The organism is Nocardia concava NBRC 100430 (assembly GCF_000308815.1).
GTDB lineage: Bacteria > Actinomycetota > Actinomycetes > Mycobacteriales > Mycobacteriaceae > Nocardia > Nocardia concava.
Map to the genome: position 1 here is coordinate 78,406 of NZ_BAFX01000064.1, position 22,463 is coordinate 100,868.

The following is a 22,463-nucleotide window of genomic DNA, read 5'->3' on the forward strand; positions in this document are numbered from 1 at the left end:
CCGTTATGTCGCAGGACGAGACCACTTCCGCGGCTTCGGCCGCGAGCGCGGTCGCGAGCACCGAGCCCGAGCCGATCAAAGCGATTCCGCTGCGACGGCCGGGCCGGTGGTTCGCCGCCGCGATCATTCTGATCGCCCTGGGCCTGTTCCTGTGGGGCGCCAAGACCAACGAGGCGTACCACTGGGACACCTACTTCAAGTACCTCGGTGACAAGCGAATCGCCAAGGGCGCCTTGGTGACCCTGGAATTGACCGTGCTCGCCATGGTGATCGGCGTCGTGCTCGGCGTGCTGCTGGCGGTCATGCGGCTCTCGCCGAATCCGGTGCTGCGCTCGGTGGCGTGGGGCTACCTGTGGATCTTCCGCGGGACGCCGGTCTATGTGCAGCTGGTGTTCTGGGGCCTGTTCCCGTCGCTGTACAAGACCATCACCGTGGGCGTGCCGTTCGGGCCGTCGATCACGAGTTTCGATGTGCAGCACTGGTCGGCGCCGTTCTTCTTCGCCATGATCGGCCTGGGCCTCAACGAGGCCGCCTACATGGCCGAAATCGTGCGCGCCGGAATCAATTCCGTTGGCGAGGGGCAGCGCGAGGCGTCGGTGGCGCTGGGCATGTCGTGGTCGCAGACCATGACCCGCACGGTGCTGCCGCAGGCCATGCGGGTGATCATCCCGCCGACCGGCAACGAGCTCATCTCCATGCTGAAGACCACCTCGCTGGTGACGGCCATCCCGCTCACCACCGACCTCTACGGCCGGGCCCGCGACATCTACAGCGTGAACTTCCAGCCGATCCCGCTGCTGCTGGTGGCGGCGACCTGGTACCTGCTCATCACGAGCGTGCTCATGATCGGTCAGTACTACCTGGAGCGGTACTACTCGCGCGGTTCGTCGCGGCAGTTGACGGCAAAGCAGTTGCGCGCCTTGGCCGCAGCGCAGGTCGCCGGCGGAACGGGATAGGTGAACGCAGATATGTCCGAGGACTCGATGTCGTTCTCGAAGGATCCGGTGCCGCTGGTCAAGGACGCGCTGCCGTCGTCGGGCGTGCCGATGGTGCGCGCCGATCGGGTGTGCAAGAGCTTCGGCGCGTTGCAGGTGCTCAAGGGCATCACCCTCGAGGTCAAGCGCGGGGAGGTGCTGTGCCTGATCGGCCCGTCCGGCTCCGGCAAGTCCACCTTCCTGCGCTGCATCAACCACCTGGAGCAGATCAATGCCGGTCGGCTCTACGTCGACGGCGATCTCATGGGCTACCGCGAGAAGGGCGACAAGCTCTACGAGATGAGCCCGCGCGACGCCGCCAAGCAGCGCCGTGACATCGGCATGGTGTTCCAGCACTTCAATCTGTTCCCGCACCGCACGGCGCTGGAGAACATCATCGAAGCGCCGACCCAGGTCAAGAAGCTCAAGCGCGCCGAAGCGGTGGCCCGGGCGCGGGAGCTGCTGGCCCGAGTCGGCTTGGAAGACAAGGCCGATGCCTACCCCGCCCAGCTCTCCGGCGGCCAGCAGCAGCGCGTGGCCATCGCCCGCGCGCTGGCCATGGACCCGAAGCTGATGCTCTTCGACGAGCCCACCTCGGCGCTCGACCCGGAGCTCGTCGGCGAGGTCCTCGGCGTCATGCGCGAGCTGGCGGCGTCGGGCATGACCATGGTGGTGGTGACCCACGAAATGGGCTTCGCCCGTGAGGTTGCCGACCAGCTGGTCTTCATGGACGGCGGCGTGGTGGTCGAGGCGGGCAACCCCCGCGAGGTGCTCGCCAACCCCCAGCACGACCGCACCAAGGCCTTCCTCTCGCGCATCCTCTGAGGGGCCGCGCGTTAAGCATCCCCGTCATCCCGGCGTGTATTTGGCCGGGATCCACACTTCGGCAGTGGATTCCGGCCAACAGCTCGCCGGAATGACGGGGATTTGCTTATTTGCGCAGGAACTCCAGGACGGCGTCGGTCTGTCCGAGGATGGCGTGGCCTACGCCGGGGAGCACGCGGGTGGTCGCGTTCGGGATGAATTTCTCTGCGCGGCTCGCGGTTTCGGCGGACTTGAACATGGCGTCCTCGGCGCCGACGATGACCAGGACCGGTATCTTCAGGCCGCTCAGCTGTGCGTCGGTGAAGATCGGCAGTTTGCCGGTGCGCGGGTTGAAGTGGCTGAAGGTCAGCGTCACGTCGTCGAGGATCTCGCCGTGCTCGGCCAGGTTCAGGCCGGTGACGATGGCAGCCGAGCGGCGCAGGTCGTGGTTGCTGAACAGGTGGTCGACCAAGTTCTTGAAGATCCAGCCGAAGCGCTGCCTGCCGATGCCGCCGGGGCAGTAGAGGGCGAGCTTGGCGACGCGGTCGGGGCGGCGGATGGCGTAATCCAGTGCGGTCCAACCGCCCAGGGACATGCCGACGAACGCCGCCGAGGAGATGTTCAGGCCCGCCAGGACGTCGTCCATCCACAGCGCGAGCGCATCGGAGTCGAGGGCGGGCCGGGACTCGGCGCTGCCGCCGGGCTCGCCGACCATGTCGACCGCGTAGACGCGGAAATCCCTTGCCCAGGAGGCGATATCGCCGCGCCAGGTGGAGGAGTTGGAGCCGGAGCCGTGCAGCAGGATGACCGGCGGGGCCTCCTGCGGGCCGGAGGCCAGGACGAAGGTGTCGCCCTCGCGGGTCGGGATGTGCAGCTGCTCGGCGGGAACCGGCCACTGCCGCAACGCTTCCCGATAGTGGTCCTGGATGGCGGCGCGGCCGGCCTCGGACTTGTAGATCGCGTTCACGACGCGAGGACTCCTTCCATGTATTCCAGCAGCCGGGCGGTATCGCCCAGGCCGCCGACGAGAATCACCTTCAGGCGGGCGCGTTCGCGGTCGTAGAAGGTTTGCACGCGCAGTGGCTGCTCGTTCGCGAACCGATTGCCCGCCGTGCCGGTCAGCAGGGTGCTGACGCGGTCGGCCGTGCTCTGATCGACGCCGTCCACCTCGACGATGCTCGACACCTCCGAATACCGTTGCCGGGCAATCGATCCGGCTTCGGGTGCGGGCAGGCCGGTGAACGCCTCCAGGTCGGCCCGGTTGATGCGGTACTGCTTGCCGATGCGGGTGGCGGGCAGCTTCCCGTCGCGGACGTAGCCGCGGACGGTACGCACGTGCAGGCCGAGGCGTTCCGCGACTTCTTCAACGGAGTAGAGACGATCGGTCACGAGAACTACCCTAACTTTCCCTATCTGTGGGTGCAATAGGGAAGTTTAGGGAAGGTTGTGATGGTACTTACGCTGAGCACTCAGAACAACTACAGTCGGTAGTAGACATTCGGTCGCAGTGTTGGGAGGCAGCGACATGGGAATGACAGCGGTAGCCGAGCATCCGATCTCGTCGGCTCGATGGAGCTTTCTGCAGTGGGCGGTCCTCGTAGTCGGGGCCGTGCACATCGTCTGGGCGATCGCGGGCTGGATCGCCGAACCCAGCTTCGCCATGGGCGAACACGCCCCGGCCACACCGGTATTGGGCATGGACTACAACGGCTGGCACGGGCTCGCGGGCCTGCTGCTCTTCGCGCCCGCGCTGATCGCCGCGCTGCGCAAGCGCTGGGCCGCCTGGTACTGCGTGATCGCCGCTGTCGGAGGCGGATTCGTGATCGGCATCTGGGCGCTGTTCGCGCACAGCGTGCTCATGTTCAGCTTCCCGAATCACCGCGGCGACGCCATCGAGCACATCGTGACCGGTGTGACGCTGCTGGTCCTGGTCGGGATTCAGGCCGTTCGCGACGGCTCCCTGCGGGCCGTGTTCGCCGCGCGAGCCTGATTCGGGGCCGGATTCTTCCGGCGCGCCAAAGCGATACGCAGCTGGCCGAGCAGAACCTTCGCGGCCGGGCTCAGCGGACGCTCGGTGTTCCAAGCCAGCACGAGCCGGCCGCGCATCTCCGGATCGATCTCCAGGGTGCGCACGCCGAGCTCGGCCGCCTCGTCCGCCGTGATCCGGGGGATGATGGCCACGCCGAGTTCATGCGACGCCAAGCGGATGAGCAGCGGGGGAGCGGCCGCCTCGAAGGCGACGTCCGGGATGAGACCCGCGTCGGCGCAGGCGTTTTCGAGCAGGCCGCGCAGACCGGTGCCGCGTGGCAGGCAGATGAGCGGGTGAGAGCACAACTCCTCGAGGGTGATTCGCTCGCCGAAGCCCTCGGCGCCGACCGCCACCGCCGCGACAATGGCGCTGTCGTACACGGTTTCGGTGCCGATGCCCGGATCGAGATCGGTGGAAATGCTGAGCACGCCGATGTCCAGATCGCCCCGGCGCACGGCCGCGTGCATGGCCTCGGAGGTGTCCTCGGTCAGTGAGATGCCGATCTGCGGATGATCGCGGTGGAAATCGGCCAGGATCTGCGCGATATCGACCTCCTCGAGCGCAGCACCGGCGATCAGCCCGACCCGCACGTGCCCGCGCAGCAGCCCGGTGAATTCGTCCACGGTGTGGGTGATCCGCTCCACCTGTTCCAGCGCCGCCCGGGCCATCGGCAGCACCGCCTCGCCCACCGGGGTAAGGGTGACCGAGCGGCTGGTGCGATCCAGAAGCGGCTGTCCCAGTTCACGTTCCAGCTGCCGGATCTGCGCACTCAACCCCGGCTGCGCCAGGTGCAGGCGCGCGGCCGCGCGGGTGAAGTTGGCCTCCTCGGCGACCGTGACGAAGTACCGCAGCTGACGCAGTTCCATAACTGATGATTCTAGCTACAAGAAAAACTATCTGTTGGAGTTCTCGATTGGATCCGAGCAGAGTTGGGGACATGACGAAGACAGCGATCAACGAACTCCCCACCACCACCGGCCCCGTCTTCCAGCCGGGTGACACCGGCTACGACGCCGAGATCGCCGGATTCCAGACCGCCTACACCCACCGGCCCGCCGTGGTCGTCGGCGCGGCCCATGCCGAGGATGTCCGCGCCGCCGTGGAATACGCGGCGCGGCACGGACTTCCGATCGCCGTGCAGGCCACCGGGCACGGGCTGTCGGTCGCCACCGACGGCGGCGTGCTCATCACCACCCGCCGGCTGACCGACATCCGCGTCGACGCCGACCAGCGCACCGCCCGCATCGGCGCGGGCGTACAGGCCGGAGCCCTGATCGAGGCGGCCGCCGCACACGGCCTCGCACCGCTGAACGGCTCCTCGCTCTCGGTCGGCGTGGTCGGCTACATCCTGGGCGGCGGCATGGGCATCCTGGCCCGCGAATACGGTTATGCCGCAGAGTATGTGAAGGCCATCGAGATGGTCACCGCGGACGGCCGCCTGCGCCGCCTGGTGCCGGGCGACGAACTGTTCGGCGCGGTGCTGGGCACCGGCGGCAACTTCGGTGTCGTCACCGCGCTGGAACTCGAATTGCTGCCGATCACACACGTTTACGGCGGCCAGCTGCAGTTCGACACCCCGCTGGTGGCTCCGGCGCTGGAGGCGTGGCGGCTGTGGACCCAGGATGTGCCCGAGCAGATGACCTCGGCCATCACCATGCTGACCATCCCCAACATCCCGCAGGTCCCGGAACACCTGCGCGGCAAGTACACCGCGACCATCAATATCGCCTTCACCGGCACCGAGGAGGAGGGTGAGCGGCTCGTCGCGCCGCTGCGTGCCGTCGGCGCCCGGATGGCCGACGACCTGCGGGTCATGCCGTACACCGAGAGCCACGCCATCTACCGCGATCCCGACAGCCCGCACCCGTACACCGCCACCAACGCCCTGCTGGCGGAACTGCCCGCCGACGCCACCGACGCCTTCCTGGAGGCGACCGGACCGGAGTCGCCGCTGCCGGTCGTCGCCGGATTCCGCCACCTCGGCGGTGCGCTGGGCCGCCGCGGACCGAACGGGATCGCCATGGATCACCGCGACGCCGAGTACGTGGCCCGCGTGATCGCCATGCCCGGCCCGGACGCGGAAGCCATCCGCGACGGCCTGGCGAGCATCCGAAAGACCCTGCAGCCGTGGGAGATCGGGCACAACCTGAACTTCCTCTACGGCGGAGGCGATCAGGCCGACGAGGAGCAGACCAAGGGTGGATACAGCCCGGAGACCTATGAGCGGCTGGCTTCGCTGAAGGCGAAGTACGACCCGGCCAACCTGTTCCGCAACAACCGCAATATCCGACCCAACTAGAAATCCCTGTTCAACCGGAACGGTTCGCGCTATCGTCGTGATATCACTTCGATACTAGGAGAGTGTCATGGAGTTGCGCCGAGCCTTCCGGTTGAACGGCTTCCTCATGCTGGGGGTGCTGGTGGTACTCGCGATCGCGATCGCGGTCGAGTCCCACGGTTTGAGCAGTAGGTCAGCCGATACCAAGGGTTCGTCGACTGCCTTGGGCATCCTGCTGGCCATCACGATCCTCGCCACGGTGCTGGTGCTGACCGGCTTCATCACCGTGAATCCCAACCAGGCCAAGGTGATCCAGTTCTTCGGCCGCTACATCGGCTCGGTCAGCGAATCCGGGTTCCACTGGGTCACCCCGCTGTCCAGCCGCCGCGGCATCTCACTGCGGGTCCGCAATTTCGAGACCCAGAAGCTGAAGGTCAACGACTCCGACGGCAACCCGGTCGAGATCGCGTCGGTCGTCGTGTACCAGGTGGTCGACAGCTACAAGGCCGCCTTCGCCGTCGACGACTACGAGGACTTCGTGACCACCCAGTCCGAGACCGCGGTCCGGCACCTGGCCACCACGCACCCCTACCAGTCCGATGACGAGGGCACCCCGAGCCTGCGCGATGGTTCGGAGGTCGCCGGCGAGCTCACCACCGAACTGCGCGAGCGCACCCTGCTGGCCGGCATCGAGATCATCGAGGCCCGCATCACCCATCTCGCCTACGCCCCCGAGATCGCCCAGGCCATGCTGGTCCGTCAGCAGGCCGCCCAGGTGGTCGCGGCCCGCAGCCGCATTGTGGAGGGTGCGGTCGGTATGGTCGGCATGGCCCTGGATCGACTCTCCGAGCAGGGCGTGGTCGAACTCGATGAGGAGCGCAAGGCGGCAATGGTCTCCAACCTGCTGGTGGTCCTGTGCGGCGACCGCTCCGCCGCCCCCGTCGTCAACGCCGGCTCCCTCTACGCCTAATGGTCAAGCGCGAGCCGAAAAAGGTGCTGCTCCGGCTCGACCCGGCGGTCCACGACGCCATCGCCAAATGGGCCGCCGACGACCTCCGCAGCATCAACGCCCAGATCGAATACGCGCTCAGAATGGCCCTGAAATCCGTGGGCCGCGAACCGAAATAGCCGATCCAACCCCGCTGCCCCAGCCGAAACCGGCTGGGGCAGCCGCCATTTCGTGGCCGCACGAAAGGCGAAGAGCCCGTGAGACGACCGTCCGGACGCGTCACGAGCTCTCATACTCGGCCCCACCGGGACCTCGCGCCTACATTCTACGGATAGCGCGAGTTCACGACACCAGTTCCGCGCTGTCGATCTGGAATCCGCCACTTACCGGTACCAATTGCGCCCGGCGCAATTCGGTGGCGGTGCGGCCGTCCCGGTAGCGCAGGTTCAGGCGGTAGGTCACAGTTTGCCGGGCCGCGTCCGACGAGACGTCCCACACCGTGGCCGAATCGACTGTGCCCCAGAAGTTCCGGTAGGCGTCGTAGCCGCCGATGAAGTTCTGATAACGCGGCGTCAGGCGGGCCCATGCCGCCGAGGTGTCGCCGGGCAGTAGTGCGTAGTGCGCGCGGACGAAGTCGGCCAGGGCGTCGGCCTGCGCGGGCGCCGACGTCGCCGGGACGGTGGTCGCGGGTGCGGACGTCGCGGGGGGAGGAGGTGCAGATGTCGACGTCGCGGGGTTGGGTGCGGCTGTGGCGGGAGCGGGGTGCCCGGACGCGGCGGCGGTGGTGGTCGCATTCGGGCGCGGTGAGCTCGCCGAATTGTTGTCGTCTGTGCGTAGCTGGCTGATCACCAGCGGTACGGCGACGACCACCGCCACCGCGACCGCCGCGGCCCACATCAGCGCGCGCAGCGAGCGTTTCGCCGGGTCGTTGGCATGCGGGAGGACCCTTGCCCCCGATGCGACGGTTTCGTCGCGATCGGTGATTCTCGGCGTGTGGGGCGAACTCTGCTGTGCTCCGGCATTTTTCGGGATCGCATCGGACTTCGGTGGCCCGCCTGCGCTCGCTGCCCCGCCGCCCCACGGAATCGTCGGCGGTTCGCTGCCGGTCAGCGCCGCCCGCGCGGCCGCGGCCAGTGCCCCGGCCGTGGGGTAGCGCTCCCGCGGATTCTTGGCCATGCCGTCGGCGATGACCCGGTCGAAAGCCGCCGGTACCAGGCCGCTCTCGACCGAGGGCCGGGGCGGCGGGGACGAGAGGTGGGCCGCGATCTGCCGCTCGACGCTGGTGCCGGGGAACGGTTTCGAACCGGTCAGGCATTCGTAGAGCACGCAGGCCAGCGAGTACACGTCTGCCCGGGCGTCGTACTCGTTCTCCTCCAAGCGTTCCGGGGCCATGTAGGCGAAGGTGCCGACGGCCGCGCCGTCGGTGGTGAGCCCGGTGTCGTCGCCGCCGCGCGCGATGCCGAAGTCGATCAGATACGCGAAATCCTCCGCGGTGGTGAGGATGTTGGACGGCTTCACATCGCGGTGCACCAGCCCGGCGCGATGCGCCGCGTCGAGCGCCGCCGCGATCTGGCTGATCACCGACACCGCCGCGTCGGGGGCCAGCGAACCGTCCAGGCCCAGCCTGGTGCCCAGATCGATGCCCTCGACCATGCGCATGTCCAGGAACAGCCGCCCGTCGATCTCCCCGAAATCATGGATCGGAATAACGTGCGGCTCGTTCAGCCGCGCCGTGGCCAGCGCCTCGCGCCGGAACCGCTCCCGATACGTCGGATCATGCGCGAGTCCCGGCGGCAGCACCTTGAGCGCCACGATCCGGTTGGTCCCGGTGTCGAAGGCGCGGAACACCTGCCCCATCCCACCCGCGCCGAGCACATCGAGCAGCCGATACCGCCCGAACGGCCTCTCCTCCACACCTCACCCCCTGATCCCCAACGAGGGTACGGCGACGGGATCAGGCGCGCTTCTCGGTGACGAAAATGGCTGTGCCGGGGAAGATCTCGCCGCGCAGCGGGCTCCACTGGCCCCATTCGCGGTCGAGCCATTCGGGCCAGTCGGGTTCGATGAGGTCGACCAGGGTCAGACCGGCGGCGACGATCTCGCGGACGCGGTCGCCGATGGTGCGGTGGTGTTCGACGTAGGTGGGCTCGCCCTCGGAGTCCATTTCCACATAAGGGGTGCGGTCGAAGTAGGGGATGGTGGCGCGCAGACCCTCGGGGCCCGGATCGTCGGGGAAGATCCATCGCATCGGGTGATTGACCGAGAACACCCAGCGGCCGCCCGGCTTGAGGACGCGGCGAACTTCGCGCATCACCTGACCCGAGTCGGCGACGAAGGGGACCGCGCCGAAGGCGGAGCAGGCCAGATCGAAGGACTCGTCGGCGAAGGGCAACTCTTCGGCACCGGCCTGAACAAGAGGAACGGTGGGTCCGCCCGCGGCCATGGCGGCCAGGCCGCGATCCAGCATCGAGCGGGAGATGTCGAGCCCGACCGGGTGCGCGCCGTGCGAGGCCAGCCACCGCGAGCAGGGCGCCGAACCGCAGCCGATCTCGAGGATCCGCTTTCCTTCTATATCCCCGAGCAGATGCCAGTCACCTTCGTGCAACCCCTCCGGGCACCACACGAATTCGCCGGCGGGGGAGTCCACGCCCAGAAAATCGGCGTGCGTCTCGTGATAGGCCGCCGCGTCGGCGTCCCACCACTTGCGGCTGGCCCGCTCGCTGGAGCGCGAATCGACCTTGGCGCGAGTCACTCCCACTGTGCCGAGCAGGGCGTTGGCCTCGGCGTGCCGGGTATCGTCGGGGGTGGTTGAGTGATCTTCGGACATGGGCTCACCCTATCGAGGTTTGCGAGGGACCCCATGTTTGCTTGGTACAACACCCGTCGCGTACGCTGTTTTCCGCGAGTGTCTTCTGTACCCGGTTTCCTCGAGACCGAGTAGAGCAGACAATCGTGCTGTGAGTCCGCATGCTTTTCAGGGCAGCGTTGTGCAGCGTCGCAGCGATGTGCTGTGCCGCATGTTTGCCTTCGGGCACAGCCGCCAACGTTAGTTCCAACGCCTGCTGTTCGCAGCAATACCGAAAGTCCACATGTCCACTACCGACCACAATCCGTCCGGAGCCTCCCAACACATGCCCACCACTGTCACCTCGCCGCAGGTTGCCGTCAACGACATCGGCACTGCCGAGGACTTCCTCGCCGCCATCGACAAGACCATCAAGTACTTCAACGACGGAGACATCGTCGAAGGCACGATCGTCAAGGTCGATCGCGATGAGGTCCTTCTCGACATCGGTTACAAGACCGAAGGCGTGATCCCGTCTCGCGAACTGTCCATCAAGCACGATGTCGACCCGGCCGAGGTCGTTTCCGTGGGCGATGAGGTCGAGGCCCTCGTTCTCACCAAGGAGGACAAGGAAGGCCGCCTGATCCTGTCGAAGAAGCGCGCTCAGTACGAGCGGGCCTGGGGCACGATCGAGGAGCTCAAGGAGCGTGACGAGGCCGTCAAGGGCACCGTCATCGAGGTCGTCAAGGGCGGCCTGATCCTGGACATCGGCCTGCGCGGCTTCCTCCCGGCTTCGCTGGTCGAGATGCGCCGCGTGCGCGACCTCCAGCCGTACGTCGGCAAGGAGATCGAGGCCAAGATCATCGAGCTCGACAAGAACCGCAACAACGTGGTTCTGTCGCGTCGCGCCTGGCTGGAGCAGACCCAGTCCGAGGTGCGCAGCGAGTTCCTGCACCAGCTGCAGAAGGGCCAGGTCCGCAAGGGCGTCGTGTCCTCCATCGTCAACTTCGGTGCCTTCGTGGACCTGGGTGGCGTCGACGGTCTGGTGCACGTCTCCGAGCTGTCCTGGAAGCACATCGACCACCCGTCCGAGGTTGTCGAGGTCGGCAACGAGGTCACCGTCGAGGTTCTCGACGTCGACCTGGACCGCGAGCGCGTCTCCCTGTCGCTCAAGGCGACCCAGGAAGACCCGTGGCGTCAGTTCGCCCGCACCCACGCGATCGGTCAGATCGTGCCGGGCAAGGTCACCAAGCTGGTTCCGTTCGGTGCGTTCGTGCGCGTCGAAGAGGGCATCGAGGGCCTGGTGCACATCTCCGAGCTGGCCGAGCGCCACGTCGAGGTCCCGGACCAGGTTGTCGCCGTCGGCGACGACGCCATGGTCAAGGTCATCGACATCGACCTCGAGCGTCGCCGGATCTCGCTGTCGCTGAAGCAGGCCAACGAGGACTACACCGCCGAGTTCGACCCGTCGAAGTACGGCATGGCCGACAGCTACGACGACCAGGGCAACTACATCTTCCCCGAGGGCTTCGACTCCGAGACCAACGAATGGCTCGAGGGCTTCGAGAAGCAGCGTGAGGAGTGGGAGACCCGGTACGCCGAGGCCGAGCGTCGCCACAAGATGCACACCGCTCAGATGGAGAAGATGGCGGCTGACGCTGCCGCTGAGGCCGCCAACGGCGGACCGCAGAACTACTCCTCGGAGTCCGGTTCGCAGGCTGCCGCGTCGACCTCCGACGCTCCGGCCGGTGGCTCGCTGGCGTCCGACGCCCAGCTCGCCGCGCTGCGTGAGAAGCTGTCGGGCAACGCCTGATTCGCTTCCCGTAACGGGATAGGCAAGTAGAAAGCCCCCGGGTCCGTCCAGGACCCGGGGGCTTTCGCTATTCTCGGAGCAAGATGTCCGAATCAACCATCGAGTCCGCGCCCACGCTGTGGGAGCGCCGCAAGATCGAAGCCATGAGCCGGATCCAGCGGACCGCGCTGGATTTGTTTGCCGAGCACGGATATCGCGAGGTCACCGTCGAACGGGTGGCCGCGGCGGCAGGGGTGTCGCCGAGTTCGATCTACCGGTACTTCGGCACCAAGGAGATGCTGGTCCTCTACGACGAGACCGATCCCAAGACGCTCGAGATCCTGCGCGCGGTCGGCGGCGGGCAGGCCCGCGAATTTCGTGAATTGCTCACCATCGCACGGCCTTTGGTCGCGCCGGTGATCGACGAGATCGTCACCGCCGACGTCGAGCAGCGCACCCGGGTGCGCATGGAATTCGTGCGCACCATTCCCGAGGTCAAGCTGCGCCAGGCCGAGCGGATGCGCGAGCTGGAGGACGAGTTCCGGGTGGCGCTCGCCGAGGTCACCGGGCGTGGGGACAATGATCTTCAGGTGCGGACCGCCGCGGCCATCATCATCTGGGTGTGCATGGCGGCCCTGGACCATTGGGCCGGAACGGGTTTCGCGGGACGGCTCAAGGACGTCTACGCCGAGGTGGTCGAATCCATCCTGGTGGCGCTGGAGGCCATCTTCCGCTGACGGCCGAAGGTGGGCAGCCACCAGTTCCAGCGGCCGAACAGTCGCATGAAGGCCGGCACCAGGATCAGGCGGACGATCACCGCGTCGATGGCCACCGCGACGGCCAGCGCGAAGCCGATCTCCTTCAGCTCCATGACATCCGCGCTCAGGAAGCTGGCGAACACGGCCACCATTATGGCCGCGGCCGCGGTGATCGGCCGCGCGGTGCGCTGCAGGCCCTCGGCGACGGCGGCGGCATTGTCGTGGGTGCGCTCCCAGGCCTCTTTCATGCGGCGGATCAGGAAAACCTCGTAGTCCATGGACAATCCGAACAGCACCGCGAACACCAGCATGGGCAGGAAGACCTGGAGGAATCCGGCGCTGTGGAAGCCGAGCACGGATTGCCCGAACCCGTGCTGGAAGACCGAGACCGTGATGCCCAGGGCCGCACCGGTGGCCAGCAGATTCAGCACGATCGCCTTGAACGCCAGCACGATCGAGCGGAACGCCACGATCAGGAACACCAGCGAGGCGGTCAGGACCAAGGCGATGACCCACGGGAATCCACGCGAGATCAGCCCCGACACGTCGGCGAACATCGCGGGCGTGCCGCCCACCAGCACCTCGGCGGAATCGAGGGCCGTTGCGCGGGAACGGATATCGGCGGTGAGCTGGCTGACCGTCGTGGAATCGAAGGCGTCCTTGGGTACCACGGTGGCCAGGTAGCGGCCGTCGGCCTGCTGCGGGAGCACGGTGGCGATGCGTGGATCGCGGGCCAGCTGGGTGACCAGCCGCAGCACCTCGGTGCGGCCGTCGGCGGACAGCGCCGTGTCGCCCGGCCCGGAGGCGACGACCTGGATGGGGGAGAGCAGTCCGGGGCCGAAGTCGTCCTGTACCAAGCGAGTCGCGTGCCCGGTGGGGCGGTCGCCCAGCGAGTTCAGCCCCATGTCGATGCCGTAGCGGATGCCGGTGATGGGCAGCGCGGCGGCGACGAGGACCGCGATGCCGATCGCGCCGAAGACGACGGGCTTGCCCATCACCAGATGCGCCCAGCGGGCCCAGGCGCTCGAGGCCGCGGTCGAACGGGTCTCGGCCGGACGCAGTCTCGCGGGCAGCGCACCCCGGTTGACAGCCGGGCCGAGCACGGCCAGCAGCGCGGGCAGCAGGGTGAATGCGGCGGCCAGTGTGCCGATCACCGCGGTCACCACGCCCAGCGCCACGCCGTCGAGCATGGGCAGGCCGACCACCATCAGCGAGCACAGCGAGATCATCACGATCAGCCCGGAAGCCAGGATGGTGCGGCCGGTGGTATCCATGGTCGCGCCGATGGCTTCTCGAATGGCCCGGTGGGCCTTGCGATTCCGCACGCCGCGCTTGGTCAGCTCCTCGTTGAACCGGCTGACCAGGAACATTGCGTAATCGATCGCGGTGCCGGTGCCGATCATGGTCGCCACCGACAGCACGAACGAGTCGAAGGTCAGGAAGCTCGCGAGTCCGAACAGCACGCCCACGGCCAGGGCGATCCCGGCGGCGGTGACCGAGATCGGCAGGGCGGCGGCCGCGACCGCGCCGAGCGCCAGCACCAGCACGACCGCCGCGATCGGCAGGCCGATGGCCTCGCCGCGGGTGATGTCGGCGGTCTCCATCCGGATGAGTTCGCCCTCGACCGGCGAATATCCGGTCAGATCGGCCCGCACGTCCGAATCGGAGGCAGCCGTGAGCGCGGTCTGTAGCCGAGCGGCCACGTCGACGCGTTCGGACATGTCGCCGTCGATCCCCGCGAGCGCGAGCACGGTGTGCCGGTCGGCGGAGATCTGCTGTTTCGGATCGCCCTCGAACGGCCCGACCGCACCCGCGACACCGGACACCGCGCGGGCCGCGCCCAGCACCCGCTCGAGGGCCGCCCGGAAGCGCGGATCGTCCACGGCGAAGCGGTCCGAATGCAGCACGATCAGGTCCTGCTCCGCGCCGAGCTGTGAGAAGTGCTGTGCGACACGGCTTTCCGTCTCCGACGAATCGGATCCGGGCACGGCGTAGTTGGGCGCGCCGAGCCGGTCGTGCAGGGCGGGATACGCCGCGCCGCACACCACGATCAGCACCAGCCACACGCCGATGACGATCCGCCGGTGCCGGGCCATGTACTCGCCCCAGCGGCCGATCAAGCCGAGACCGGCCGCGGCTTCGGGAGGTCGGGGCGGATCGACGAGCACCGGACTGGTCATGGCTTCTCCCGCGGTCGATACCTGAAAGTCACTGTCAGGTATGGCCGACAGCTTAGGCCGACTCGCCGATGGGGTGCAAGTCACTGTCAGGAATCCACGACTGGACTCGCTACGGTTACGAGTGGTTCGCTAGGCCGTCATCATTCGGAGGTTGGATGCGAACTGGACGCCTGACCGGATAGGTTCGGCGGGATCGATCCTTCAATCACCTAGCGGGAAGGCACCACCGGAGCATGGGCGTGTTCGCCGGAGTCAACAGGCGCGAATTTCTGGCGAAAGCCACTGCGGCGGGTGGAGCGGCCGCGCTCACCTCGCTGTGGGGTCCGATCATCGAGCGCGCCTACGCCGCCGATCCGGCGGGCATGGGCGGGCTCGGCGATATCGAGCACTTCGTGCTGCTGATGCAGGAGAACCGCTCCTTCGACCATTACTTCGGAACCATGTCCGGCGTACGGGGATTCGACGATCCCTCCGCGTCCTGGAACCAGTACGGCTACGCGCCCGGCGTCGGGCCCACCCCGGACGGCTTCGTCAACCCGTTCCGCCTCGACACCACCCGCGGCGCGAGCCTCGACGGCGAGTGCATCAACGATCCCGACCACGGCTGGGTCGGCATGCACAAGGCATGGAACGGCGGCAAGAACGACGGCTGGATGCCCATGTCCATCGAGGCCGTCGGCCCCGGAAACGCCGCTGCCGCAATGGGTTACTACACCCAGGACGACGTGCCGGTGCACTGGGACCTGGCCGATGCCTTCACCGTGCTCGACAACTACCACTGCTCGGTGCTCGGCCCGACCGACCCCAACCGGCTGTACTGGATGTCGGCCACCATCGATCCCGACGGACTCAACGGCGGCCCGCTGCTCGAAACCCCCACGCTGATCCCGCAGAACGCCTACAGCTGGCGGACCATGCCGGAGAACCTCTCCGACGCCGGCGTCAGCTGGAAGATCTACAACAACCGCGACGTAGGCCCGCTGTCCTCGGTGATCCTGGACGGCATGCTGGGTTGCTTCAAGCAGGCCGCCGACCCGAATTCCGAACTGGCCCGGCGCGGTAAGGCCCCGTCCTATCCCTCGGACTTCGCCGCCGATGTGGCCTCGGGTCAGCTGCCCGCTGTGTCCTGGGTGATCCCGTCGCTGCTCAACTGCGAGCACCCGGCGCTGCCGCCGGCCTTCGGCGCGGTCGGCATCATGCAGGTGCTCGACATCCTCACCTCGAATCCGGCGGTGTGGGAGAAGACCGCGCTCATCATCAGCTACGACGAGAACGGCGGCTTCTTCGATCACGTCACCCCGCCGACCCCGCCGCCGGGCACGCCGGGCGAGTTCATCACCGCGCCGCTGGCTCCGAAGTTCGAGGGCATCACCGGTCCGATCGGTCTCGGCTATCGCGTTCCCGGCCTGGTGATCTCGCCCTACAGCCGGGGTGGCCTGGTGGCCTCGGAGACCTTCGACCACACCTCGCAGCTGCGGCTGATCGAGCGGCGATTCGGCGTGGACGTGCCCAACCTGACGGCGTGGCGGCGCAGCGTCACCGGCGATATGACCTCGGCCTTCGACTTCGGCTCGGCCCCGGATGCCACGAAACCCGCGTTCGCCCCGGCGAATCGGAAGGTGGATGCGGCGCTCGCGCAGTGCGGTCCGAACCTCGCGCTGGGGACGGCGAATGTCGGCACGCCGTACCCGGTGCCGCCGAACTCCATGCCCCGGCAGAACCCGGGCACGCGTCGCCGCCCGAGCGGCATCAGGTAACACGCGCACACAGCAGTGGCTCGGTCCGAAAGGGCCGAGCCACTGGTCGTTTCGGGAACGAATCAGCTGGCGGTGGCGGGTATCCAGTGCCGCACGACGGTGGGCTCCGACGACCGTTTTCGCATGGCCGCGAAGCTGTGCCGCGCCGGACTGAGCAGCGCGGTCAGCCAGGATCGCCGGTATTCGGCGAGAGCGGCTGCGACGGCGGGGATCTCGAGGCAATGCACGGTGCCCGCCAGGCCCAGACGGTGGCGACCCGTCTGGAGTTTGTTGGTGCCCACTGATATTCCTTCTCTTGCGTGTTACCGGCCCACTATCGCCTGCGGCGAACCATAGCCGAACAAAAGTGTGGATCACCGAATTTTGCGCGACATTCACCCCGGCGTGTCGGAATGTTGCCGACGAACGGTCGGGATTGACCGAAAAAGTTGCGAAATGATCTCGTCGGCATCACGGAATGGGCAAGGACTGTTCTTTCAGGTGAAACCCCAGGCGGGAGTGGGTAACCCTGATTGCCGCCCCGACCGGCCGCAATGCGAGACTGGACGAATGTTGCGTATCGGTCTCACCGGAGGCATGGGCGCGGGCAAGTCCACCGTGGCCCGCATTCTCACCGAGCTGGGTGCCGTCCTGGTCGACAGCGACGTCATCGCTCGCGAGGTGGTCGCGCCGGGTACCGAGGGGCTGGCCGCGCTCGTCGCGGCCTTCGGCGACGACATCCTCGCCGCCGACGGCAGCCTGGATCGCCCGGCCCTGGCCGCCAAGGCCTTCGCCACCGACGAGGCCCGCACCACCCTCAACGGCATCACCCACCCGCTGGTCGGCAAGCGCACCGCCGAACTCATCGCCGCCGCGCCCGCGGACGGCATTGTGGTGCAGGACATTCCGCTGCTGGTGGAGAACGGGCTCGGACCGTTCATGAACCTGGTCGTGGTCGTCATGGCCGATATCGAGACCCGGGTGCACCGGCTCGAGACCTTCCGCGGCATCTCCCGCGAGGACGCGCTGGCCCGGATCCAGGCCCAGGCCACCGATGATCAGCGCCGTGCCGCGGGGGATGTGCTGCTGGACAACAGCGGCGAGCCCGAAGACCTGGAACCGCAGGTGCGCGCGCTGTGGGAGCAGCGGCTGATTCCGTTCGAGCGCAATCTGCGGGAGGGCGTGCGAGCCCCGCGCGGTGCGGTGCATCTGGTCGAGCCCGATCCCACCTGGGCGGCGCAGGCGCAGCGGGTCATCGCCCGTCTCGCCGTGGCGTGCGGCGACAAGGCGCGGCGCATCGATCACATCGGCTCGACCTCGGTCCCGGGTCTGCCCGCCAAGGATGTCCTCGACATCCAGATCACGGTCGCCGACCTCGGCGTCGCGGACGAGCTTCGGGATGCGTTGACGGCCATCGGATTTCCGCGCATCGATCACATCACCACCGACGACTCCAAGCCCGGCACCGATCCGGCGCTGTGGGCCAAGCGGATCCACGCCAACGCCGACCCGGGACGCCCGGTCAATGTGCATGTGCGCGTGGACGGTTGGCCGGGGCAGCGGTTCGCGCTGGCCTTCGCGCAATGGCTGCGCGCGGATGCGGCGGCGCGCGCGGAGTACCTCGAGGTCAAGCGCAAGGCCGAGGCCAATGCGGCGGGACTGACCGGTCCGGAGGCGATCGACGCCTACCTCGCGGTCAAGACGCCGTGGTTCGAGCAGGTCTACCCGCGTGTGCTCGCCGAGACCGGGTCTACATCCAGCTGAGCGTGATGTCCTTCGAGGCCAGCCAGGCCTCGAAATTGTGGCCGTGCGCGGCGATTCCGTCGATCGTCGCGGTGGCCGACTCGATGGCCCGCTGGGCCTCGGCCAGGGTCAGGTAGCCCGCGGCGTGGGCGGCGAGTAGCTCGTCCACGTCGAGGAGTTCGACCTCGCGGCCCTGGCGCACCACCAGGTCGAGGTAGTGATCGACGGATTTCCACTGCTTGGGGCCGACCTGCTCGAACTCGCCGATGTCGACGTAGTAGTCCTGGTCGCGCAGGTGCGCGGGGGTGAAGTGAAAGACCGTGGCGCGCAACGACACCGTGGGCAGCAGCCAGGATTCGATGTAGTGGAACTCGGGATGGTCGGAGGTGCGGGCCATGTAGAGCCCCCACGGCTCGACCTGGTACCGCTCCACCTGCCGCACGAAACCCTTGGGGTCGATATTGGTGAGCTCGTCGATATTGAAGTACTCCACCTTGGGGCGGTGCAGATCCACCGCGGGCGCCCGAGTCATGCCAATCAGCATCGCGTGTCCGGGGGCGGTCGTCCAGGGGAGCGGATGTCGCGTCGCCCATAGATTGCTGGATTGCCGTGCCGAGCGGGGGAAATTTCTCGAAAACCAGTTCTGAAGTACGGATGTTTCGCTATTGTGCGGCTGCGCTGTTCTTTCGCGTGCGACCCGCCGCGCCTGGGCGGGTGCCTCAACCTAGGGAAGTAACTGCATGACTGAACGCAATGCCCGTGCCCGCCGGGTGAGCCTGGGCGTCACGACCTTCGGTGCGCTGGCCGGGACCATCGTGCTGGCCGCGCCGCAGGCCGGCGCCTGGCCGAGCAACCTGGAAGTATCCGGCGGCTCCACGCACAATGTCGGCTGCTCCTACACGCTCACCGCGACCCTGGACGTCGACCGGCTGCTCTCGGTGGCCTTCCGCGACAACGGTGTCGAGCTGCCCGGCAGCCCGGTCACCCCCGGAATCCTGAGCGGTAAGGCCACCATCAACTGGACGCCCGCCACCACCGGGCAGCACACGCTGACCGTCACCCAGGATCTGATCTCGAAGTCGATCACGGTGCAGGTGGATCCGCAGAGCATCATCGGCAGCTTCGGCTGCGGTCCGAGCGGAATCCTCAATGGCGGGTCGGGCATCCTGAACACGCTGTTCCCGAGCATCTCCGGCTAGTCGTCGGAGGACTCGCCGTACGAAGCCGCCCGGTTCTCATTTGCGAGAGCCGGGCGGCTTCGTCATGACAGCCGGGTGAGCGCTACAGCCAGGTGAGGGTGAGGCCCTGCCGAGCCAGCCAGCTGTCCACGTCGTGGTCGCAGCCGGCGATGCCGTCCACCACGGCGGCGGCGCGTTCGATGGCGCGATGGGTCTGCGCGGTGTCGAAGTAGCCTGCCGCGTGGGCGGTCAGCAGCTCGTCGATACCGACCAGTTCGGGGACCTGGCCGTGCCGGGCCACCACGTGCAGGTAGTGGCTCTGGGCGCGCCACTTCTTGGGCTCGCACGGGCCGTACTCGCCGATATCGAGATAGTAGGTCTGGCCGCGGTCGTGGCCGGGGCGCAGGTGGTAGACCGTGGCGCGCAGCGTGAGCCCGGGCAGCAGCCAGGTCTCGATGTAGTGGTAGCGCGGATTGTCCACTGTCCGTTCGACATACAGGCCGAACGGTTCGGCGTGGATCCGCTCCACGGGGTGCAGGAAACCGCGGTGATCGGTCCACGAGAGATCCGCGAGATTGAAATATTCGAGCCTTGGGCGATGCGGGGACACCGGAGGAGTGTTGCCGATCGCCGCACGCGGACGTGTGCCATTGAAGGAATTCCGCTGTGGCGTAAACAGACCGGCCATCGCCCTGCCTCTTCTCGAATCGTGCGACCAGCGAGCCCAGAGTACACCTGGAAACCGGGTTTCAAACCCCCGCGAACGGACTGAGATCTACGCGACACCGAGCGTGAAATCCGTTGGGGCGACAGTAAATTCGGACATTACCGAAGGTTTACGAAACTGTGTGGCGGACATGGGGATGTGGCCAAGGTGCCAACTGATTTCGTGACGCGAGGGTAACTCGTCGGGGACGTCCAAGATCGGTTCGGCTCCCAGCCGCCGGCACGGGTTGCCAACGTCGACGGTTCTTAGCCGCCCGCTAAAGGCTCGGGGAGGCGGAATTGTCGGTGGGTCGTCTTAGGCTGGGGGCATGGCTTTTGCAACCGAGATCCCGGACGATCTGCCGTTGGCCCATTCGGAGCACCGGCCGATCGGTGATGTCGAGCGCATCGACGGCCAATTCCAGGTGGTCAGCGAGCACAAACCCGCCGGTGACCAGCCCGCCGCCATCGCCGAGCTGGAGCGGCGCATCCGGGCGGGGGAGAAGGATGTGGTGCTGCTCGGCGCCACCGGTACCGGTAAGTCGGCGACGACGGCCTGGTTGATCGAGAAGCTGCAGCGGCCCACGCTGGTCATGGCTCCGAACAAGACCCTCGCCGCGCAGTTGGCCAATGAGCTGCGCGAGATGCTGCCGAACAACGCGGTCGAATACTTCGTCTCGTACTACGACTACTACCAGCCCGAGGCGTACATCGCGCAGACCGATACCTATATCGAGAAGGACAGCTCGATCAACGACGATGTGGAGCGGCTGCGGCACTCCGCGACGTCGAGCCTGCTCTCGCGGCGGGATGTGGTGGTGGTCGCGTCGGTGTCGTGCATCTACGGCCTCGGTACGCCGCAGTCGTATCTGGATCGGTCGGTGTCGCTGGAGGTCGGCGAGGAGATCGATCGCGATCGGCTGCTGCGCTTGCTGGTCGATGTGCAATACACCCGCAACGACATGTCGTTCACGCGCGGCTCTTTCCGGGTGCGCGGCGACACCGTCGAAATCATCCCCTCCTATGAGGAATTGGCGGTCCGCATCGAATTCTTCGGTGACGAGATCGAAGCCCTTTATTATCTGCACCCGCTGACCGGCGATGTGGTGCGCCAGGTGGATATGGTCCGGATCTTCCCGGCCACCCACTATGTGGCGGGCCCGGAACGCATGGAGCGGGCGGTCCGCGATATCGAGGCGGAACTCGAGGAGCGGCTCGCGGATTTGGAGAAGCAGGGCAAATTGCTGGAGGCGCAACGGCTTCGGATGCGCACCAATTACGACCTGGAGATGATCAAGCAGGTCGGCTTCTGCTCGGGTATCGAGAATTACTCGCGGCATATCGACGGTCGTGCCGCGGGGAGTGCGCCGGCGACGCTGCTGGATTACTTCCCCGATGATTTCCTGCTCGTCATCGACGAATCGCATGTGACGGTGCCGCAGATCGGCGGCATGTACGAGGGCGATATGTCGCGCAAGCGGAATCTGGTGGAATACGGCTTCAGGCTGCCCTCGGCTGTGGACAATCGGCCGCTCACCTGGGAGGAGTTCGCCGACCGCATCGGGCAGGCGGTGTACCTCTCGGCCACGCCCGGTCCCTACGAATTGGGCCAGACCGGAGGCGAATTCGTCGAGCAGGTCATCCGCCCGACCGGCCTGGTGGATCCGCACGTGGTGGTGAAGCCGACCAAGGGGCAGATCGATGATCTGGTGCACGAGATCAAGATCCGCACCGAGCGCGACGAGCGCGTGCTGGTCACCACGCTGACCAAGAAGATGGCGGAGGATCTCACCGACTATCTGCTGGGTCTCGGTGTGCGCGTGCGGTATCTGCACTCGGAGATCGACACGCTGCGCCGCGTGGAATTGCTGCGGCAGCTGCGGCTCGGCGAGTACGACGTGCTGGTCGGCATCAACCTGCTGCGCGAGGGCCTCGACCTGCCCGAGGTGTCGCTGGTCGCCATCCTGGACGCCGACAAGGAGGGCTTCCTGCGTTCGGCCACCAGCCTCATCCAGACTATCGGCCGGGCGGCGCGCAATGTCTCGGGCGAGGTCCACATGTACGCGGACAAGATCACCGACTCCATGCGCCACGCCATCGACGAGACCGAGCGCCGCCGCGCCAAGCAGGTCGCCTACAACGAAGAGCGCGGCATCGATCCGCAACCGTTGCGCAAGAAGATCAATGACATCCTCGACCAGGTCTACCGCGAAGCCGAGGAGACCGAGGTCGAGGTCGGCGGCTCCGGCCGCAACGCCAGCCGCGGCCGCCGCGCCCAGGGCGAACCCGGCCGCGCCGTCAGCGCCGGCGTCTACGAGGGCCGTGACGTCAAGAACATGCCCCGCGCCGAACTCGCCGACCTCATCAAGGACATGACCGAACAAATGATGAACGCGGCCCGCGAGCTGCAGTTCGAGCTGGCCGGTCGCCTCCGCGACGAGATCGCCGACCTCAAGAAGGAACTACGCGGCATGGATGCCGCCGGGCTCTCGTGAGAGAAGGGCTGCGGCGCAATGACCTTCAGTGCACCGGGGGAATGTCGGCCGCGCGGC

The 22,463-nt window shown here is 67.1% G+C and carries 21 protein-coding genes; 12 read left to right on the forward strand and 9 right to left on the reverse strand.

Features of this window, described 5'->3' with window-relative positions; all coding sequences use genetic code 11:
• Positions 1-5: 5 nt before the first annotated feature.
• Complete coding sequence (locus tag ON43_RS12995) at positions 6-956, forward strand: amino acid ABC transporter permease (protein ID WP_040807252.1); 951 nt, start codon at positions 6-8, stop codon at positions 954-956.
• Positions 957-1,046: 90 nt separating this feature from the next.
• Positions 1,047-1,799 carry an amino acid ABC transporter ATP-binding protein gene (locus tag ON43_RS13000; protein WP_040807364.1) on the forward strand — a complete coding sequence of 251 codons (753 nt, stop codon included), beginning with the start codon at positions 1,047-1,049 and terminating at the stop codon, positions 1,797-1,799.
• Between the two features lie 106 nt (positions 1,800-1,905).
• Here the strand turns inward: ON43_RS13000 and ON43_RS13005 are convergent, their stop codons facing one another.
• Both ON43_RS13005 and ON43_RS13010 read right to left on the reverse strand, forming a co-directional pair.
• Complete coding sequence (locus tag ON43_RS13005; RefSeq protein ID WP_040807253.1) at positions 1,906-2,745, reverse strand: alpha/beta fold hydrolase; 840 nt, start codon at positions 2,743-2,745, stop codon at positions 1,906-1,908.
• Complete coding sequence (locus ON43_RS13010; RefSeq protein WP_040807255.1) at positions 2,742-3,167, reverse strand: helix-turn-helix domain-containing protein; 426 nt, start codon at positions 3,165-3,167, stop codon at positions 2,742-2,744. The genes ON43_RS13005 and ON43_RS13010 overlap by 4 nt, the downstream gene beginning before the upstream one ends.
• Positions 3,168-3,303: 136 nt before the next feature.
• On the opposite strand from ON43_RS13010, the gene ON43_RS13015 reads away from it, so the two are divergent.
• Complete coding sequence (locus tag ON43_RS13015; RefSeq protein ID WP_245568561.1) at positions 3,304-3,768, forward strand: DUF4383 domain-containing protein; 465 nt, start codon at positions 3,304-3,306, stop codon at positions 3,766-3,768.
• Here ON43_RS13015 and ON43_RS13020 read toward each other — a convergent pair.
• Entirely contained in the window at positions 3,717-4,673 is a 957-nt protein-coding gene (locus ON43_RS13020; RefSeq protein ID WP_040807257.1) for a LysR family transcriptional regulator, read from the reverse strand. The genes ON43_RS13015 and ON43_RS13020 overlap by 52 nt on opposite strands.
• Before the next feature lie 71 nt (positions 4,674-4,744).
• On the opposite strand from ON43_RS13020, the gene ON43_RS13025 reads away from it, so the two are divergent.
• The 3 genes from ON43_RS13025 to ON43_RS45545 all read left to right on the forward strand — a co-directional run bounded on the left by ON43_RS13025 (position 4,745) and on the right by ON43_RS45545 (position 7,213).
• The gene (locus ON43_RS13025) at positions 4,745-6,106 is read left to right on the forward strand and encodes an FAD-binding oxidoreductase (RefSeq protein ID WP_040807258.1); all 1,362 of its coding nucleotides are present in this window, start codon (positions 4,745-4,747) and stop codon (positions 6,104-6,106) included.
• Between the two features lie 67 nt (positions 6,107-6,173).
• Positions 6,174-7,055: an SPFH domain-containing protein gene (locus tag ON43_RS13030; RefSeq protein WP_040807259.1), complete on the forward strand. Its 882-nt coding sequence runs from the start codon at positions 6,174-6,176 to the stop codon at positions 7,053-7,055.
• Positions 7,055-7,213: a type II toxin-antitoxin system antitoxin gene (locus tag ON43_RS45545; protein WP_167333433.1), complete on the forward strand. Its 159-nt coding sequence runs from the start codon at positions 7,055-7,057 to the stop codon at positions 7,211-7,213. Before ON43_RS13030 ends, ON43_RS45545 begins: the two co-directional genes overlap by 1 nt.
• Before the next feature lie 163 nt (positions 7,214-7,376).
• Here the strand turns inward: ON43_RS45545 and ON43_RS45915 are convergent, their stop codons facing one another.
• Entirely contained in the window at positions 7,377-8,948 is a 1,572-nt protein-coding gene (locus ON43_RS45915) for a serine/threonine-protein kinase (protein WP_218003251.1), read from the reverse strand.
• 40 nt (positions 8,949-8,988) lie between these two features.
• Positions 8,989-9,861, reverse strand: coding sequence for a class I SAM-dependent methyltransferase (locus ON43_RS13040; protein ID WP_040807262.1), 873 nt, complete (start codon positions 9,859-9,861; stop codon positions 8,989-8,991).
• A 304-nt stretch (positions 9,862-10,165) separates the two neighbouring features.
• On the opposite strand from ON43_RS13040, the gene rpsA reads away from it, so the two are divergent.
• Both rpsA and ON43_RS42450 read left to right on the forward strand, forming a co-directional pair.
• Positions 10,166-11,632 carry a 30S ribosomal protein S1 gene (rpsA, locus tag ON43_RS13045; RefSeq protein WP_040807368.1) on the forward strand — a complete coding sequence of 489 codons (1,467 nt, stop codon included), beginning with the start codon at positions 10,166-10,168 and terminating at the stop codon, positions 11,630-11,632.
• Between the two features lie 83 nt (positions 11,633-11,715).
• Positions 11,716-12,348 carry a TetR/AcrR family transcriptional regulator gene (locus ON43_RS42450; RefSeq protein WP_051178361.1) on the forward strand — a complete coding sequence of 211 codons (633 nt, stop codon included), beginning with the start codon at positions 11,716-11,718 and terminating at the stop codon, positions 12,346-12,348.
• Here the strand turns inward: ON43_RS42450 and ON43_RS13055 are convergent.
• Entirely contained in the window at positions 12,294-14,549 is a 2,256-nt protein-coding gene (locus tag ON43_RS13055) for an MMPL family transporter (protein ID WP_051178362.1), read from the reverse strand. The genes ON43_RS42450 and ON43_RS13055 overlap by 55 nt on opposite strands.
• Before the next feature lie 233 nt (positions 14,550-14,782).
• Here ON43_RS13055 and ON43_RS13060 point away from each other — a divergent pair, with 233 nt between their 5' ends.
• Positions 14,783-16,306 carry a phospholipase C gene (locus ON43_RS13060; protein ID WP_040807264.1) on the forward strand — a complete coding sequence of 508 codons (1,524 nt, stop codon included), beginning with the start codon at positions 14,783-14,785 and terminating at the stop codon, positions 16,304-16,306.
• A 62-nt stretch (positions 16,307-16,368) separates the two neighbouring features.
• Here ON43_RS13060 and ON43_RS13065 read toward each other — a convergent pair whose 3' ends face one another.
• Positions 16,369-16,587: a hypothetical protein gene (locus tag ON43_RS13065; RefSeq protein WP_040807265.1), complete on the reverse strand. Its 219-nt coding sequence runs from the start codon at positions 16,585-16,587 to the stop codon at positions 16,369-16,371.
• A 268-nt stretch (positions 16,588-16,855) separates the two neighbouring features.
• Here ON43_RS13065 and coaE point away from each other — a divergent pair, with 268 nt between their 5' ends.
• Positions 16,856-18,049, forward strand: coding sequence for a dephospho-CoA kinase (gene coaE / locus ON43_RS13070; protein WP_040807266.1), 1,194 nt, complete (start codon positions 16,856-16,858; stop codon positions 18,047-18,049).
• Here coaE and ON43_RS13075 read toward each other — a convergent pair.
• Positions 18,036-18,560 (reverse strand): ribonuclease FAU-1 family protein, encoded by a 525-nt coding sequence (locus ON43_RS13075; RefSeq protein WP_040807373.1) that lies wholly within the window; start codon positions 18,558-18,560, stop codon positions 18,036-18,038. The genes coaE and ON43_RS13075 overlap by 14 nt on opposite strands.
• Positions 18,561-18,768: 208 nt before the next feature.
• On the opposite strand from ON43_RS13075, the gene ON43_RS13080 reads away from it, so the two are divergent.
• Positions 18,769-19,227 (forward strand): hypothetical protein, encoded by a 459-nt coding sequence (locus tag ON43_RS13080; RefSeq protein WP_051178363.1) that lies wholly within the window; start codon positions 18,769-18,771, stop codon positions 19,225-19,227.
• Positions 19,228-19,309: 82 nt separating this feature from the next.
• Here the strand turns inward: ON43_RS13080 and ON43_RS13085 are convergent, their stop codons facing one another.
• Positions 19,310-19,816 carry a DUF402 domain-containing protein gene (locus ON43_RS13085; protein WP_245568562.1) on the reverse strand — a complete coding sequence of 169 codons (507 nt, stop codon included), beginning with the start codon at positions 19,814-19,816 and terminating at the stop codon, positions 19,310-19,312.
• Positions 19,817-20,240: 424 nt separating this feature from the next.
• Between ON43_RS13085 and uvrB the strand changes: the two genes are divergently transcribed.
• Positions 20,241-22,406: an excinuclease ABC subunit UvrB gene (gene uvrB / locus ON43_RS13090; protein ID WP_040807273.1), complete on the forward strand. Its 2,166-nt coding sequence runs from the start codon at positions 20,241-20,243 to the stop codon at positions 22,404-22,406.
• Positions 22,407-22,463 lie beyond the last annotated feature (57 nt).